This window comes from Achromobacter sp. HZ01 (assembly GCF_003267925.1).
GTDB lineage: Bacteria > Pseudomonadota > Gammaproteobacteria > Burkholderiales > Burkholderiaceae_B > Achromobacter > Achromobacter pulmonis_A.
This window is the reverse complement of the sequence record NZ_LWKV01000002.1, coordinates 1,180,265-1,195,498: the sequence shown is the minus strand read 5'-3', so window position 1 is coordinate 1,195,498 and position 15,234 is coordinate 1,180,265. Positions and strand designations below refer to the sequence as shown.

Sequence of the window (15,234 nt, the reverse complement as noted above, 5' to 3'; positions counted from 1 at the left end):
TCATCCATGAGAAGTAGTAGCGGGTTGCGGCGCCGGGATGTATTGCAGGCGCAGCACCAGGGGAATCATCAGAACGGCCAGCAGGCCCAGCGCCAGATAGGCGTCAGACGTGGCCAGCACGAAGGCCTGCTCGTGCAATGCGGAGGCGATGCGGGCCGGCTCGATCAGCTGCGTCCAGCCGCCATGCAGCAGGCCCGGGCTGTCGAGCAGGATGTCCGCATGGAAGCGCTCGCGCACCACCGTGAGCTGGCCGATGGCCGCGCTGCCGGCCAGGGTGCCGAACACCCGCAGCGCATTGATGGTGCCCGACACGTAGGGGCCTTCGGGCGGCTGCACCACGCTGGTGGCCAGGAACAGCAGGGATACCACCGCCATGGGCTGGCCCAGCGCCTGCAGCGTCTGCACCACGATGAACTGCTGCCAGACCCAGTCCGCCGTCAGGCGCGATCCGAGCAGGCAGGCCGCGGCGATCAGCGCCAGTCCCAGCGCGAACACGACGCGCGCGTCGACCCACTTGCGGTACAGCAGCGCGGCCACGCAGGGGCCGAGCAGCAATTGCGGCAGGCCGATGATCAGGCCGATGGGCGCGCTTTGCAGCGCCCGGTAGCCCCAGACGCGGCCGAGATAGGCGGACGGCACCGACGAGCCGGACAGCATCACGATCAGCAGGCACACGAACACCGTGAATCCCAGGCCCAGGTTGCGCCGGCCCAGCAGCTGCAGCTTGACGAAGGGTTCGGGGTGGCGCCATTCGCTCACCAGATAGGCCGCGGTGAAGACCAGGCCCACGGCCAGCGCCGCCGTGATCAGGCGCGACTCGAACCAGTCCAGCCGCACGCCCTGGTCCAGCGCCACCGTGACCAGGATCAGCCCGATCACGCCCATGGCCATGCCGAGCCAGTTGGCGCGCTTGAAGCGCTCGGCCTGCGACGGGGCGTCCGGCAGGCCCCAGCCCACCAGCGCGCCGGCCAGCAGCAGCAGCGGGATCGCCTGCCAGTAGACCAGGCGCAGGTCCGTCAGGCTGTCGGTCCACAGGCCGGTGAGCCAGGTCGAGACATTGGGCGCGAAGGTGGCGGTCATGGCGTAAAGCGCAAGCCCGTGCAGCCGGATCGGCGCGGGCAGGAACTTCAGCGCGGCCATCATCAGCACGGGGATCAGCGCGCCGCCGGCCAGGCCCTGCAGCCCGCGCAGCGCCAGCAGCAGCGGCAGGCTGTGGACGAACGGCAGCACCAGCGCGATCAGCGCGCACAGGCCCACCATGCCCAGGTGGAAGCGGCGCAGCGACAGCGTGATGGCGAACCACGAGGCGAACGGCATGGCGACCAGCTCGCCCGCCGCATAGACAGTGTGGAGCCAGGAGGCGTCGTCCAGCCCCTGGCCCAGCGCGCCGCGGATGTCGGCCAGGGCCAGCGCGCCGACGCGGTTGTTCAGGCCGGCCGTCATCGCGGCCAGGAAGATGCCGGTCAGCGCGACCAGCGGGCGCGCGCGGCGTTCGGGGACGGCCGGGGCGGCCGCTGCGTGCGCGCTCACCGGACCTCCCCGCCGTCTTGCGCGGCCGCGTCCCAGCCGCCGCCCAGCGCCTTGTACAGGGCCACCACCGTCAAGGTGGAGCGGGTCGCGCTATGGGTCAGCGCCAGCTGGCTGTCGAGCAGGTTGCGCTGTCCGACCAGCACCGGCAGATAGTCCGCCGCGCCCTGTTTGTAGGCGGCCTCGGACGCGCGCAGGGCGCGCAGATTGTGTTCGTAGGCGTGCCGCAGTTCGACGTGGCGGCGCTGTTGCGCGGCCCAGGCGTTGAGCGCGTCGTCGACCTCGTGCCAGGCGCGCAGCACCGTGCGCTGGAAGTCGATGGCGGCTTCCTGCTGGCGCGCCTCGGTGAGCGCCAGGGTGCTGCGCAGCCTGCCGCCCTCGAAAATGGGCAGGTACAGCGTCGGCCCGACGGTGAACTGGCGCGAAGCCCAGTTGCCCAGGTCGCTGCCGTGGAAGGATTCGACGCCCAGGCCGCCGCCCAGCGTCAGGCGCGGGTAGAAGTCCGCCGTGGCCACGCCGACCGCGGCCGTGGCCGCCTGCAGGCGCGCCTGGGCGCGCTGGATGTCGGGGCGGCGGCGCGCCAGTTCCGACGGCAGGCCCACCGGCACCGCCTGCGGCGGATCGGGCAGCTTGCGGGCCGGTCCGAGTTCGGCGTCGAGCTCGCGCGGCGCCAGCCCCAGCAGCAAGGCCAGCGCGTTCATGTGCGCGTCGCGCTGCTCGGCCAGCTCGGGCTGCAGCGCGCGCACCGTGGCCAGCTGGGCGCTGGCCGCGGCGGTGTCGAACTGCGTCGCCACGCCGTTGCGCGCGCGGCTTTCGGCCAGGCGCAGCGCGTGCTCGGCGATCTTCTCGTTCTGCCGCGCGATATCGATCTGCGCCTGGATGCCGCGCAGCTGCAGGTAATTGCGGGCGATCTCGGCGGCCATGGCCACGCGCACGGCTTCCTGGTCGTACCAGGCGGCGGCGCGCTCGGCGCCGGCCTGTTCGCGCAGCTTGCGCGCATGTCCCCACAGGTCGATTTCCCACGAGGCGTCGAAGCCGGCCTGCCAGTAATCATAGGGCGCTGACGGCGCGCCCAGCGCCACCATCTTGCCGTTCTCGCTGTCGGCCTGCCGCGCATACGAGCCGCCGACGCCGAGCCGCGGCAATTGCGCCGCGCCCGCGATGCCGAGCTTGGCCCGGCTCTGGGCCACGCGCGCCGCGGCGGCCTGCAGATCCAGGTTGGCCAGCGCGGCGCGGCGCTGCAGGCTGGACAGGATGGGATCGTCGAGCAGGTCCCACCAGGCGGCCGGCACCGGTTCGCGCCGCAGGGCGGCGGCAAGCGAGCCGGCGTCGCGCGGCTGCAGGGTCGCGGCGGCGGCGGAATCGGGCGGGGGCTGGAAGGCCGGCCCGACGGAGCAGCCTGTCAGTACCAGGCCGAGGAAGACGGCGGGCGTCCGGGTGCGGGAAAAACGGATCATGGGGCGGACGTAGCGCGGCGGCCGATCGCGCAGGCGGGCCGCCTTGGGGTTGGGAGAATGCAAGTATTCTCATTCTCTTTTAGGCTGGCGTCATTACACGAAATGGCCAATGTATTTATCAATCCGGCCATGTCGGCATGGCTGGATCGATAAACAAACTGGCCATCGATAGTGATGACGCCATCGGGCCGCTGCCGTATCGTGGCCGCTATCGCCACCTGTCCGCGCCCCATGCAACCGCAAGAACTTCCCCACTCCTACGCCGAGCCGCACCGGATCGACCGGCCCGTGGTCGCGGCCAGCATCTCGCTGGTCACCGAAGGCGGCGAGTATCCCTCGCACAGTCATCGCAAGGCGCAGCTGCTCTACACCGTTTCCGGCGTCATCACGTGCGAGACCGAGCGCGGGGTCTGGATGGTGCCGCCCGGCTGCGCGGTATGGATTCCGGGCGGCATGATCCATCGCGCCACGCCGTCGGGAAAAGTCCGCGGCTATGCGTTGTTCGTCGAACCCGACGCCGTCGCGGGCCTGCCGCAGACGTGCTGCAGCCTTGCGGTGTCGGTGCTGCTGCAGGCCCTGATAGACCGGGCCTGCGCGCTGCCGCGGCTGTACCTGCCGGAAGGCCCCGAAGGGCGCATCATGGCCGTGCTGCTGGACGAACTGGTGGCCGCGCCGCTGGAGCAGCTGCATTTGCCGCGGCCCTCGGATGCGCGGCTGGTGAAGCTGGCCGACGCCATACTGGCCGATCCCGCCGACGCCGCCACGCTGCCGCAATGGGCGGCGCGCATCGGCATGAGCGAACGCAACATGAGCCGGCTGTTCCGCCAGCAGACCGGCATGAGCGTGGGACGCTGGCGCCATCAATGGCATGTGATCGCGGGACTGCAGCGCCTGACCTCAGGGCTGTCGGTGCAGGCCGTGGCCTATGAGCTGGGCTATGACAGCGCCAGCGCTTTCGTGACGATGTTCAAGAAGGCGGTGGGCAAGCCGCCGGGCCGCTTCCTGGCCGAGCGCACGGGGCCTGCGTGAACGCGGATCGTTGACATCTAAACGTCCCCTTTTTAATATAACAAGACAATTCTTGTTTTATTAATCATTGCCTGGGGAGGGCGCCATGCCTGAGCAAGCGGGAAGCTGGGGGGATGTGCTCTCCGGCAGGAATCTGGCGCGCTCCGTCGCCCTGTCGGGCGGCGTCGCGCTGCATGCCATCAACATCTACATCGCCACCACCGTGCTGCCGTCGGTGGTGCGTGAAATCGGCGGCCTGGACCTGTACGCGTGGAACACGACGCTGTTCGTGGTGGCCTCGATCCTCGGCTCGGCGCTGACGGCCAAGCTGCTGGCCGCGGCCGGTTCGCGCGGCGCCTACGCGATCGCCGCGCTGTGCTTCATCGCGGGCAGCCTGGTCTGCGCGCTGACGCCCAGCATGCCTTTGATGCTGTTCGGCCGCACGCTGCAAGGGCTGGGAGGCGGGTTCCTGTTCGCGCTCTGCTACGCCATGATCTACGCGGTGTTCGAGCCGCGGCTGTGGCCCAGGGCGATGGCGCTGATCTCGGGCATGTGGGGCGTGGCCACGCTGTTGGGGCCCGCGGTGGGCGGCGTGTTCGCGGAAATGGACGCCTGGCGGGCGGCGTTCGGCATGCTGGCGCCGGCCACGGTGCTGTACCTCCTGCTGGTCTGGCGCGTGATGCCGGCGCGCAACCGCGACGCCGCGGCCCGCGCCGGCAGGCTGCCGCTGGCGCAGTTGCTGTTGCTGACTGCGGCGGTGCTGGCTGTCAGCGTCGGCAGCGCCTCGCCGGACGCGCGCTGGAACTTCGCCGGCCTGGCGCTGGCGGCGGCGCTGGTCGCGCTGCTGGTGCGCAGGGAATTCACCAGCAAGACGCTGCTGCTGCCCAGGGGCGCGCTGCGCCTGGACTCGCCGCTGCTGGCCTTGTACCTGACCATCGGCCTGCTGGTGGTGGGCATGACCAGCGAAACCTTCGTGCCGTACTTCCTGCAGACCCTGCATGCGCAGACGCCGCTGGTGTCCGGCTACCTCGCCGCGCTGATGGCCGCGGGCTGGACCGTGTCGGAAATCTGGAGTTCGGGCTGGCAGGGCAGCGCCATCCGCCGCGCCATCGTCGCCGGCCCGGTATTGGTGCTGGCGGGCATGGTGGCGCTGGCGCTGAGCCTGCCGCTGCACGCGCAGGGCGATTGGCGGGTGCTGGGGTGGATCGGCCTGGGCCTGGCGCTGGTGGGTTTCGGCATCGGCCTGGGATGGCCGCACCTGCTGACGCGGATACTGCAGGTCTCGCCCGCCGACGACCAGGACGCCGCCGCCACGTCGATCACCACGGTGCAGCTTTTCGCCACCGCGCTGGGGTCGGCGCTGGCCGGCATGCTGGCCAACCTGGGCGGCTTGAACTCGCCCGGCGGAATCGCGGGAACCTCGGGCGCGGCGTGGTGGCTGTTCGCGGTGCTGGCGGCGGCGCCGCTGTTGGCGGTGTTCAGCGCGGCGGCTGCCGCCAGACCCCTTCAGGCAGCAGCTGAGCCAGCGCCTCATGCATCGTCCTGACCGGGCCCCGTTGTCTTGTTATCGAAAATAGAACAGTGAGATCATTTTTTAACGACTAGCGCGTTATTGATGCATTTCTTATGCTTGTCGCATGTTTCAAGAGTGGGCTGATTGCTGCCCGCCCCATGACGAACCGAGGGCCCGCCGCGGGCCGCCAAGCACAGAGAGAACCGCATGAAGAAAACCTACGCCGCCTATCTTGCCGCCGCCGTCGTGGCGCTGGGCAGCCTGACCGCCCAGGCCGCCCCGGTCGACTACCAGATCGACCCGACCCACACCGAGGTCGTGGTGACCTGGGACCACCTGGGCTTTTCCAAGCCCACCGCCCATGCCGGCGGCATCACCGGCGTGGTCCGCTACGACGCGGCCCGGCCGTCGAATTCCTCGGTCGACCTGCGCGTGCCGGTGCCGCAGTTCACGTCGCACGTGGCCAAGCTGGACGAGATGTTCCAGAGCGCCGAATTCTTCGAGGCCGCCAAGTATCCCGACATCCAGTTCAAGAGCACCTCGGTGACCGACCAGGGCGACGGCAGGCTGCAGATCAAGGGCGTGCTGCGCGTGAAGGGCGTCGAGAAGCCCGTGGTGCTGCAGGCGCGCCAGAACAAGCAGGGCGTGCATCCGATGCTGGAGCGCCCGGCCATCGGCTTCGACGCCACCACGACCCTCAAGCGCAGCGATTTCGGCGTGGACGCGTTCGCGCCGGCCGTCAGCGACGAGGTCCAGCTGCGCATCACCGTCGAGGCCGTTGCCGACGCGGCGCGCTGAGGCCCGGCGCGGGCCCGGGGTTATCGCGCAAGCGAAAAAAAGGGGCCCCGCGGCCCCTTTGCTATTACCTTGCCATTGCTTCAGGCGGACTGTCGCGCCGCGGCGTCCTGGTGCTGTTCGAGCAGCAGGCTCAGCGTATTGAGGAACAGGTCCAGGCCGAGAATTCCCAGGCCGATGGTCGACAGCACCGTATTGCCGGCCGCGTCCTTGATGACGACCTTCTCGCTCCAGGCGTTGAGGTCGACGTTGCGCAGGCTGGACAGCGGCACCTTCTGGCCCTGCACTTCCAGCGCATCGCGCGTCATGACGATGGGCTGCGTGGTGATGTTCAGGAACTTGCCGCTCACGCGCTTGCGCCACACCTGTCCGGTGCTGATGTAGTTGAAGGTGACGGCGCCGCCGCGGGCCAGCGTTTCCAGCACGACGGGCTGGCGCTCGCGCAGGTAGAGTTCGCGGAACAGCTGCTGGAAGTCCATGTAGCCCGACAGGTGCTGGCTGATCCACTTGAAGGGTTCGCCCGCGTTGCGGCGATAGGCCAGGTTGGTGGCCATGCCGCTCATCACGGTCTGGCCGGAGCTGAACAGGTACAGGTCTTCGATGTCGGTAAACGGGGTGTACTGCCTCTGCGAGCCGACTATCTGCGCGACGCCGTTTTCATAGACCTCGTAGCTCGGCTGGCGCAGCTTCTTCTGCCACACGCTGGCGGCCAGTCCGCACACGCCGCAGAAGGCCAGGAAACCGGCGGTGCCGAAGAAAAGCGGGGGATTCTTCTGCGGGGCGATGGTGCTCAGGTAGACGACGAAGCCGGCCAATGCAAGGCACACGATGCCCAGCACCACCAGGAAATAAACAAAGAATTTTCCGTGGCGGAAAGTCTTGATCAGCTCGCCTGTCGCAGGCTGAGTGTGTTGTGTTGCCATTACTGCCATATCCTTGTTGTTAGAGAGCGGTCCGTCTTTCGGCCAGGGCGGTGCGCCCGCCGCGGACTGCGGCGATTGTAGAGGACGCGGCGCGCGTTTCACTCCAGGTCGGGATGGCGGTCGGCCAGGCGCTGGCGGCGCTGCCGCAGCGCGTCGAGCTTCTCTTCCAGCTCGGCGATCTCGGCTTCGATGTCCAGCACGCTTTGTTCGATATGCTCGTGGGCCTGCTGCAGCAGGGCGTGGGCCTCGTGCCGGCTGGCCGCATTGGGCGTGTCGCCGCGCAGCGGGCGGTTGGCGGTCTCGGGCAGGTAGAAGGACGTGACGATGCCGATCAGCGAGGCGGCCATCAGGTAATAGGCCGGCATCATCAGATTGCCGCTTTCCTCCACCAGCCATGCCGCCACCGTGGGCGTGAGGCCGGCGGCGATGATGGCCACGTTGAACGAGCTGGCCAGCGCGCTGTAGCGGATGCGCGTCGGAAACAGCGCCGGCAGCGTGGAGGCCATGACCCCGGTCATGCAGTTGAGAAACACGGCGATGAACAGCAGGCCCAGGAAAATCAGGCCGGTGTTGTCGCTGCCCACCAGCGTGAAGGCCGGCAGCGCGATCACCAGTATGCCGATGCTGCCGGCGCGCAGGAACGGCTTGCGGCCGATCTTGTCGCTGAAGAAGCCGACCACCGGCTGCACGAACAGCATGCCTATCATGACCACCACGATGATCAGCACGCCATGCTCTTCGGAATAGCCCAGGCTGCTGGACAGATAGGTGGGCATGTAGGTCAGCAGCATGTAGTAGGTGATGTTCGTCACCAGCACCACGCCGATGCAGACCAGCAGCGCCTTGCGGTACTTGGAGAAGATCTCGCGAAACGACACGGTGGGCCGTTCCTGCACGGCGTCGCGGTCCTCCTGCTCCATCTGCTCCAGCTGCTGGGTGAAGGCCGGCGTTTCCTCGGCCGCATGGCGCAGGTACAGGCCCAGCAGGCCCAGCGGGCCGGCCACGAAGAACGGCGCGCGCCAGCCCCATTCCAGGAAGGTCCGTTCGCCCAGCGTGGCCTGCAGCAGCACGACCAGGCCGGCGCCCAGCACGAAGCCGGCGATGGAGCCGAAATCGAGCCAGCTGCCCAGAAAGCCGCGGCGGCGGTCCGGCGCGTACTCGGCCACGAAGACGGCCGCGCCGGTGTACTCGCCGCCCACCGAGAAGCCCTGGGCCAGCTTGCACAGCAGCAGCAGGATGGGCGCCCACAGGCCGATGGACGCGTAGGAGGGGATCAGGCCGATGCAGAACGTGCTGATGGCCATGATGATGATGGTCAGCGACAGCACCTTCTGGCGGCCGTAGCGGTCGCCCATGACGCCGAAGAACACGCCGCCCAGCGGGCGCACCAGGAAAGGCACGGAGAAGGTTCCCAGCGCGGCGATGGTCTGGACCGCAGGCGAGGCCTCGGGAAAGAACACCTTGCCCAGCGCGAAGGCCACGAAGCCGTAGACGCCGAAGTCGAACCACTCCATGGCGTTGCCGAGGGCGGCGGCGGTGACGGCCTTTTTGAGCTTGGTGTTGTCGATGACGGTGATGTCGCCGATCTCCAGGGGCCGGACTTGCTGTGACGCTGGGGAACTCTCTGCCATGGTCAGTCTCCCGCGAAGGTGCAATACGAAAATTCTACCCCTGGCCCGCGCGGATTCGAAAAAACCTGACCATCGCTTCGCTTGGGCCGAATTGTTCGGCCGCTGGCGTCGCTCTAGACTGGATTCGTGCATACGCCTCGCAGCGGGAGGCCTCCATGAACCAGGTCGAAACCTTTGCCACCCCGGCGATGTGGGCCGGCTTCGTCGGCTTCGTGCTGGTCGTGCTGGCGCTGGACCTGTACGTGCTGGGCGGCAGGCGCGCGCATCGCGTCTCGGCGCGCGAAGCGCTATGCTGGGTGCTGGCCTGGGTGACGCTGGCGACGCTCTTCGGCGCGCTGCTGTGGGGCTTCCTGGACGCCACGCTGGACCGCGCCACCGCGAACCGCAAGGCGCTGGAGTTCTACACCGGCTACCTGATCGAACTGTCCCTGTCCGTGGACAATATGTTCGTTTTTTCGCTGATATTCGGGTACTTCGCGGTGCCGCTCGAATTGCAGCGCCGCGTGCTGCTGTACGGGGTGCTGGGCGCCATCGTGATGCGCGTGTCCATGATCCTGGCCGGGGTCTGGCTGCTGGCGCAGTTTTCCTGGATGTTCTACCTGTTCGGCGCGCTGCTGGTGGTGACCGGCGCCAGGATGCTGGCGCACGCCGATCGCCAGCCCGACATCGCGCGCAATCCGCTGGTGCGCCTGCTGCGCTCGTCCATGCGCATCACGCCGGACTATCACGGCGAATCGTTTTTCGTGCGGATAGGCGGCCTGCGCCACGCCACGCCGATGTTCGTGGTGCTGCTGATGATAGAGGCCAGCGACGCGGTCTTCGCCGTCGACAGCATTCCCGCCATCTTCGCCGTCACCACCGATCCCTTCCTGGTTTTTACGTCCAATATTTTCGCCATCATGGGCCTGCGGGCGATGTATTTCCTGCTGGCCGACATGCGGGAACGTTTCCGCTACCTCAAGCACGGCCTGGCCGCCGTGCTGATCGTGATCGGCGGCAAGATGCTGGCCGCGCCGTGGTTCCACGTGCCGGTACAGTGGTCGCTCGGGGCAGTTGGCCTTATCCTGTTGGCATCCGTGGGCGCCAGCGCGATACTGCCCGGACGGACTGCGGCAAACGCCGCGCGTTCCAAGGCCGATGCGTCCAGAACCGGAGATCCGCCATGAACACCATCATTCTCGCCACCGATGGGTCGAGCTACAGCGATGCCGCAGCGCGCTACCTGGTCGGAAGTTCCCTGCTCAACCGGGATTTCACCGTGCACGTGGTGCACTGCGCGCCCGACGTGACGGGCGACGTGCAGGCCTTCGTCGGCAAGGCCGAAATCGACGCCTGGCACCACGAGGAAAGCGGCAAGGCGATGCGGTCCGTCGTCGAGATCCTGACCGCGGGCAAGGTGGCCTTCGAATGCCACGAGCTGACCGGCCATGCGGCGGAGAAAATCATCGAATACGCGGTCAAGTCCCGCGCCGAGGCCATCGTGATGGGTTCGCATCACCGAGGCCAGCTGCTGGACGCCGTGCTGCGCTCGGTGTGCGGGCGCATCATCGCCGACGCGCCGTGCCCGGTGCTGCTGGTCTAGCGCTCGACGCCGGCCCGCGGGACGCCGGCAAGCCTGGCCGGGGTGGTATCGTCTATCCCTTTTTCGGCATTGCGCAGCGTCCCATGTCTGACTCCAGCATTCCCGCCGGCCCGCCGGCGGGCGGCCCCAGGCCTTTTTTCCGGGATTCCGGCAGCACGCGGACCCTGCATTTCACGGACAAGGAAATCCAGAGCAGCATGTCCCTGCTCAATCCCGATGCGCTCGACCTCGAGTACACCCGGATGATGATGGGTTTCGTGCTGTTCAACCCGCAGCCCGGCCGCATCCTGATGGTCGGCCTGGGCGGCGGGTCGCTGCCCAAGTTCTGCCACCGCTACCTGGCCCGCACCGAGATCGAGGTGGTCGAGATCGACCCCGACGTCATCGCCTTGCGCGACGCTTTCATGGTGCCGCCCGACGACGCCCGCCTGCGCGTGATCCAGGCCGACGCCGCCGCGCACCTGGCGGGCCTGGAGCAGCACGCCGACGTGATCTTCCTGGACGGCTTCGGCGTGGGCGGCATCCCCGCCGCCCTGTGCTCGGCGGAGTTCTACGCCGACTGCCGCCGCGCGCTGCGCGACGACGGCATCCTGGTGATCAATTTCCACGTCAATCACCCCGACCACCACGGATACCTGGACCGCGTGCGCGCGGCGTTCGGCTCGTCGATGTTCGAAGTGGTGGACGACGACATGACCAACAGCATCGTGTTCGCCTGTAAAGGCGACCTGCTGGACGACCCGGCCGCCGGTTCCCTGGCGCGGCCGCCGGCCATCCCCAAGGACGCCTGGCGCCAGCTGATGCCGACGCTGCGGGTGATCGGGGCCACGCTGGTGCTGAGGTAGCCGGCGCGCCAATCCGCCGAAATAACAGCAATATCCTATATTTCAATTGGTATCTAGTTTTACCAATTGTTTATAATTTTCGCTCGATCAAATCAAAGAGGATGCCGGCTTTGCGCGTTGTGGGCGCAGCCGCAGGAGAAAGAGCGATGTTCAAGAAGATGGTGGGAGTGGGCGCGTTGGCGGTGGTTTCCGTGCTTGTTTCGGGTTGCGCGACCGAGCGTTCGCAGGCCCTGGCGGTGCCGACCGTGGCGGCGGCGAGCAAGCCTTACCAGGGCGTGCGCAGCCCCATTTCGGTGGGCAAGTTCGACAACCGCACCAACTACCTGCGCGGCGTCTTTTCGGACGGCGTGGACCGGCTCGGCGGCCAGGCCAAGACCATCGTCATCAGCCATCTGCAGCGCAGCGGCCGCTTCCAGGTGATGGACCGCGACAACCTCTCCGAGATCGCCCAGGAGGCCGGCTTCAACAAGAAGGCCAGCCAGATCAAGGGCGCGCGCTATGTCGTCACCGGCGACGTGACGGCGTTCGGCCGCAAGGTCACGGGCGACCAGCAGCTTTTCGGCATCCTGGGCCGCAGCAAGGAGCAGGTGGCCTACGCCAAGGTCGACCTCAACGTGGTCGACGTGGCGACGTCCGAGGTCGTCTATTCCGCATCCGGCGCCGGCGAGTATGCCCTGTCGAACCGCGAGGTCATCGGTTTTGGCGGCACCGCCGGCTACGACTCCACGCTCAACGGCAAGGTCCTGGACCTCGCCATCCGCGAAGCCGTCGATCGCCTGGTCGACGGCATCGAGCAGGGCGCCTGGCAACCCGCCGGCAACTGAGGAAAGCACCATGCCGATTTCCCGAACCCGGCGCGCGCTGCGCGGCCTGGCGATCGCGGCGGGCGCCGGCCTGCTGAGCGCATGCGTGCAGCAGCCCAAGCCCATGTACAGCTGGCAGGCCTATCAGCCTTCGGTCTACGCCTATCTGCAGGACGACGGCGCGGACCATGCGGTGCAGGCCCAGGCCCTGGAACAGAACATCGAAACGGCCCGTGCGGCCAACGTGGAACTGCCCCCCGGTTTCCGGGCGCACCTGGGCATGCTGTACCTGAAGATGGGCGACGGCAACAAGGCGCTGGAACAGCTGCAGGGCGAGAAAACGGCCTTTCCGGAAGCCACGCCGTTCATGGATTTCCTGATGCGCAACGTGGGCAAGCCGGCCGCGGTTTCTTCCGCGCCCGCCACGGCGCCCACCTCGAAGAAGGAAACACAATGATCTCCAGGCTGTTTCGCATAGGCGCGCTGGCGATCGCCGCGCTGCTGGCCGGTTGCGCGGTGCCGCAGAAGAACGTGGACTATACGGCTTTCCGCGAGAGCAAGCCGGCCTCCATTCTGGTGCTGCCTCCGGTCAATTCCTCGGTGGACGTGGCCGCCAGCGCGGCCGTGCTGGCGCAGGCCACCCTGCCTCTGGCCGAGTCCGGCTACTACGTGGTGCCCGTGGGCGTCATGGACGAGACGTTCAAGCAGAACGGCTTGACCACGGCCGACGAGATCCGGGAAGTGCCCGCAGCCAAGCTGCGCGAGATCTTCGGCGCGGACGCCGCGCTTTACATGGCCGTCAAGCAATACGGCTCGAAGTATGCCGTGGTGTCCAGCACGGTGACGGTGGAGGTCGACGCCGAGCTGGTCGACCTGCGCAACGGCGCCAAGCTGTGGAGCGGTAGCAAGGTGGTCCAACAGGCCAGCGGCAGCGGCGGCGGCCTGCTCGGCATGCTGATCCAGGCGGTCGTGGACCAGATCGTCAATACGCTGTCCGACCGCAGCTATGCCGTGGCGGGCATGACCAACAACATGCTGCTCAGCGCCGGACAGCCGGGCGGCATTCTGTACGGTCCGCGTTCGCCGCGTTACGACACGCAATAACTCCAGCTAGCACGCTTCGCGCGTCGCCTCATACACCAGCGTGGCCAGCGTCAGGTCTTCCAGCGCGCTGCCCACGGCCTTGAACACGGTGATTTCCCGGTCGTCGCGGCGGCCCGCGACCTGGCCGGCGGCAAGCTGATGCAGGTTGCCGCGGATGTCCTGGCGCGTGAGCGCGCCGGCGGCGAAGGCTTCGATCAGGTCGCCGGACTTGGTGGGGGCCTCGTCGGTGTCGACGTAGACGGCCGTGCCGTCGAAGCAGGCGGCGTCGGTTTCGCGCATTTCGGGCTTGAAGCTGCCGATCAGGTCGAGGTGCACGCCGGGGCGCAGCCAGGCGCCGCGGATCAGGGGCTGGGTCGACAGGGTGGCGCAGCTGATGATGTCGGCCTGGCGCGCGGCGCCTTCGAGGTCGGCCGTGGCCTGGGCGTCGTAGCCCTGTTCGCGCAGCTCCCGCGCCAGGCGCTCGGCGCCGGCCGGCCGGACGTTCCAGACCAGGATGCGGCGGATCGGCCGCACGGCGCGCATGGCCTGCGCGACCAGGGCGGCGATGCGCCCGGACCCGACGATCAGCAGCACGCCCGCGTCGGCGCGCGCCAGGTAGTCCGCGCCCAGCGCGGCCGCGCCCGCGGTGCGGTAGGCGGTGACGACGTCGCCGTCGACCTGGGCGATGGGCACGCCGGTGGTGGCGCTGTACAGGTTGTAGGTGGCGTGCAGGCCCGGCAGGCCCTGGTGGGTGTTTTCGGGGAAGATGTTGATGATCTTCACGCCGAAGTAGCCGCGTTCGTTCCAGGCCGGCATGATGAGCGAGGTGCCGTGGGCGTTGCCCGACTCGATGGCGTGGACGTGGCGCGGCGGCACCGTGGCGCCGTCGCGGAAGGCCTCGCGCAAGGCGGGGATGACGGCGTCGAAGGACAGGGCGCCGCGGGTCTGTTCGGTGTCGATGAAGCGCATGGAATCGGTATCGGGCTGAAGACTACGGCCAGTCTAGCAGCCCGGCCGGCCGCTACCCCTGCACTGGCGGCGTGGGCAGCGGATCGCCGGCGCCGGTGCGCTCGACGATCAGGCGGTAGTGCTGCGGGCTGCGGTGCCTGGCGAAATTGAAGACGTGTTCGCGGAACATGCGGCCCATGTCCAGGTCGATGCGCGCGACGATCACTTCGTCTTCCTCGCCGCTGGCGCGCGCCACGATCTCGCCCGAGGGCGCGACGATCATGGAGCTGCCTATCATGTGGTGGCCGTCCTCGTGGCCGCACTTGGCGGCCGCGCCTACCCACACGGCGTTCTGGTAGGCGCTGGCCTGCAGCACGATCTCGTGCGTGGTGGTGCGCAGGTGGGCCGGCTCGTTCCAATGAATGTTGAGCGAGGGCGTGTTGTAGCCCAGCACGATGAGTTCGGCGCTTTGCAGCGACATGACGCGGTAGGTCTCGGGCCAGCGGCGGTCGTTGCACAGGCACATGCCGATGTTGACGCCTTCGGTGTTCCAGACGCCGAAGCCCAGGTCGCCCACTTCGAAGAATTTCTTCTCCAGGTGCTGGAAGGGCGCTTCGGTCTTGTGGTCGGCGTGGCCGGGCAGGTGGATCTTGCGGTACTTGCCGACGATGTTCGCGCCGCGGTCCACCAGAATGGCGGTGTTGTAGCGGCGGCCCTCGGGCGTCAGTTCGGCGTAGCCCAGGTAGAAACCGACGCCGAGCTCGCGCGCCGCGTCGAACAGCGGCTGGACGTCGGCGTTGGGCATGCTTTTCTCGAAAAAGCGCGCCACGGCCTCGGCCTCGTCCATCCAGTAGCGCGGAAAGAACGTCGTCAGCGCGAGTTCGGGGAACACCACGAACTCCGCCTGGCGGGCGGCGGCCTCGCGCAGCATCTCGACCAGGCGGCGCACGACCGCCGCGCGGGTATCTGCAAGATTGACGGCGCCCATCTGGGCGACGGCCAGGCCCATTTTGCGGGCGGGGGCGGTTCGGCTCACGGTATTTGTCTCCTGGTCGGCCCGGACGGGCATGCAAAGACGCAAGCATGCATGCGGCGGCGAGAAACCGGAACCGGCGCGCC

At 68.0% G+C, this 15,234-nt stretch carries 15 protein-coding genes; 9 read left to right on the top strand and 6 right to left on the bottom strand.

Features of this window, described 5'->3' with window-relative positions:
* Window positions 1-1,530: an MFS transporter gene (locus A6B37_RS14525; RefSeq protein ID WP_281492766.1), complete on the bottom strand. Its 1,530-nt coding sequence runs from the start codon at window positions 1,528-1,530 to the stop codon at window positions 1-3.
* Entirely contained in the window at window positions 1,527-3,047 is a 1,521-nt protein-coding gene (locus tag A6B37_RS14520; protein ID WP_348639090.1) for an efflux transporter outer membrane subunit, read from the bottom strand. The genes A6B37_RS14525 and A6B37_RS14520 overlap by 4 nt, the downstream gene beginning before the upstream one ends.
* Window positions 3,048-3,215: 168 nt before the next feature.
* Here A6B37_RS14520 and A6B37_RS14515 point away from each other — a divergent pair, with 168 nt between their 5' ends.
* The 3 genes from A6B37_RS14515 (at window position 3,216) to A6B37_RS14505 (ending at window position 6,303) form a co-directional block, all read left to right on the top strand.
* Complete coding sequence (locus A6B37_RS14515; protein WP_111826347.1) at window positions 3,216-4,013, top strand: helix-turn-helix transcriptional regulator; 798 nt, start codon at window positions 3,216-3,218, stop codon at window positions 4,011-4,013.
* Between the two features lie 85 nt (window positions 4,014-4,098).
* Entirely contained in the window at window positions 4,099-5,538 is a 1,440-nt protein-coding gene (locus A6B37_RS14510; protein WP_111826142.1) for an MFS transporter, read from the top strand.
* Window positions 5,539-5,712: 174 nt separating this feature from the next.
* Window positions 5,713-6,303: a YceI family protein gene (locus tag A6B37_RS14505; RefSeq protein WP_111826141.1), complete on the top strand. Its 591-nt coding sequence runs from the start codon at window positions 5,713-5,715 to the stop codon at window positions 6,301-6,303.
* A gap of 80 nt (window positions 6,304-6,383) precedes the next feature.
* On the opposite strand, the gene A6B37_RS14500 is transcribed toward A6B37_RS14505, so the two are convergent.
* Both A6B37_RS14500 and proP read right to left on the bottom strand, forming a co-directional pair.
* Window positions 6,384-7,223 (bottom strand): hypothetical protein, encoded by an 840-nt coding sequence (locus A6B37_RS14500; protein ID WP_111826140.1) that lies wholly within the window; start codon window positions 7,221-7,223, stop codon window positions 6,384-6,386.
* Between the two features lie 98 nt (window positions 7,224-7,321).
* A complete protein-coding gene (gene proP, locus A6B37_RS14495) occupies window positions 7,322-8,854 on the bottom strand; it encodes a glycine betaine/L-proline transporter ProP (protein WP_111826139.1) in 1,533 nt (510 codons plus the stop codon).
* Between the two features lie 155 nt (window positions 8,855-9,009).
* On the opposite strand from proP, the gene A6B37_RS14490 reads away from it, so the two are divergent.
* From A6B37_RS14490 to A6B37_RS14465, 6 genes are all read left to right on the top strand, one after another.
* Window positions 9,010-10,020, top strand: a complete 1,011-nt coding sequence (locus A6B37_RS14490; RefSeq protein WP_111826138.1) for a TerC family protein — start codon at window positions 9,010-9,012, stop codon at window positions 10,018-10,020.
* Window positions 10,017-10,436, top strand: coding sequence for a universal stress protein (locus A6B37_RS14485; RefSeq protein ID WP_102773140.1), 420 nt, complete (start codon window positions 10,017-10,019; stop codon window positions 10,434-10,436). Before A6B37_RS14490 ends, A6B37_RS14485 begins: the two co-directional genes overlap by 4 nt.
* 83 nt (window positions 10,437-10,519) lie before the next feature.
* On the top strand, window positions 10,520-11,281 hold the full coding sequence (locus A6B37_RS14480) for a fused MFS/spermidine synthase (RefSeq protein ID WP_111826137.1): 762 nt from the start codon (window positions 10,520-10,522) through the stop codon (window positions 11,279-11,281).
* A 146-nt stretch (window positions 11,282-11,427) separates the two neighbouring features.
* Entirely contained in the window at window positions 11,428-12,105 is a 678-nt protein-coding gene (locus A6B37_RS14475) for a CsgG/HfaB family protein (RefSeq protein WP_111826136.1), read from the top strand.
* A 10-nt stretch (window positions 12,106-12,115) separates the two neighbouring features.
* Window positions 12,116-12,541 carry a DUF4810 domain-containing protein gene (locus A6B37_RS14470; protein ID WP_111826135.1) on the top strand — a complete coding sequence of 142 codons (426 nt, stop codon included), beginning with the start codon at window positions 12,116-12,118 and terminating at the stop codon, window positions 12,539-12,541.
* Entirely contained in the window at window positions 12,538-13,188 is a 651-nt protein-coding gene (locus A6B37_RS14465) for a GNA1162 family protein (protein ID WP_111826134.1), read from the top strand. Before A6B37_RS14470 ends, A6B37_RS14465 begins: the two co-directional genes overlap by 4 nt.
* Window positions 13,189-13,194: 6 nt before the next feature.
* On the opposite strand, the gene A6B37_RS14460 is transcribed toward A6B37_RS14465, so the two are convergent.
* Together A6B37_RS14460 and A6B37_RS14455 are read right to left on the bottom strand one after the other, a co-directional pair.
* Complete coding sequence (locus tag A6B37_RS14460) at window positions 13,195-14,136, bottom strand: ornithine cyclodeaminase family protein (RefSeq protein WP_102773142.1); 942 nt, start codon at window positions 14,134-14,136, stop codon at window positions 13,195-13,197.
* Window positions 14,137-14,188: 52 nt separating this feature from the next.
* A complete protein-coding gene (locus A6B37_RS14455) occupies window positions 14,189-15,124 on the bottom strand; it encodes an N-carbamoyl-D-amino-acid hydrolase (protein ID WP_111826133.1) in 936 nt (311 codons plus the stop codon).
* Window positions 15,125-15,234 lie beyond the last annotated feature (110 nt).

Coding starts and splice junctions, on each gene's coding strand:
- A6B37_RS14460 (WP_102773142.1), bottom strand. CDS start 14,136: ATGCGCTTCATCGACACCGAACAGACCCGCGGCGCCCTGTCCTTCGAC.
- A6B37_RS14515 (WP_111826347.1), top strand. CDS start 3,216: ATGCAACCGCAAGAACTTCCCCACTCCTACGCCGAGCCGCACCGGATC.
- A6B37_RS14510 (WP_111826142.1), top strand. CDS start 4,099: ATGCCTGAGCAAGCGGGAAGCTGGGGGGATGTGCTCTCCGGCAGGAAT.
- A6B37_RS14505 (WP_111826141.1), top strand. CDS start 5,713: ATGAAGAAAACCTACGCCGCCTATCTTGCCGCCGCCGTCGTGGCGCTG.
- A6B37_RS14475 (WP_111826136.1), top strand. CDS start 11,428: ATGTTCAAGAAGATGGTGGGAGTGGGCGCGTTGGCGGTGGTTTCCGTG.
- A6B37_RS14470 (WP_111826135.1), top strand. CDS start 12,116: ATGCCGATTTCCCGAACCCGGCGCGCGCTGCGCGGCCTGGCGATCGCG.
- A6B37_RS14485 (WP_102773140.1), top strand. CDS start 10,017: ATGAACACCATCATTCTCGCCACCGATGGGTCGAGCTACAGCGATGCC.
- A6B37_RS14490 (WP_111826138.1), top strand. CDS start 9,010: ATGAACCAGGTCGAAACCTTTGCCACCCCGGCGATGTGGGCCGGCTTC.
- A6B37_RS14455 (WP_111826133.1), bottom strand. CDS start 15,124: ATGGGCCTGGCCGTCGCCCAGATGGGCGCCGTCAATCTTGCAGATACC.
- A6B37_RS14465 (WP_111826134.1), top strand. CDS start 12,538: ATGATCTCCAGGCTGTTTCGCATAGGCGCGCTGGCGATCGCCGCGCTG.
- A6B37_RS14500 (WP_111826140.1), bottom strand. CDS start 7,223: ATGGCAACACAACACACTCAGCCTGCGACAGGCGAGCTGATCAAGACT.
- proP (WP_111826139.1), bottom strand. CDS start 8,854: ATGGCAGAGAGTTCCCCAGCGTCACAGCAAGTCCGGCCCCTGGAGATC.
- A6B37_RS14480 (WP_111826137.1), top strand. CDS start 10,520: ATGTCTGACTCCAGCATTCCCGCCGGCCCGCCGGCGGGCGGCCCCAGG.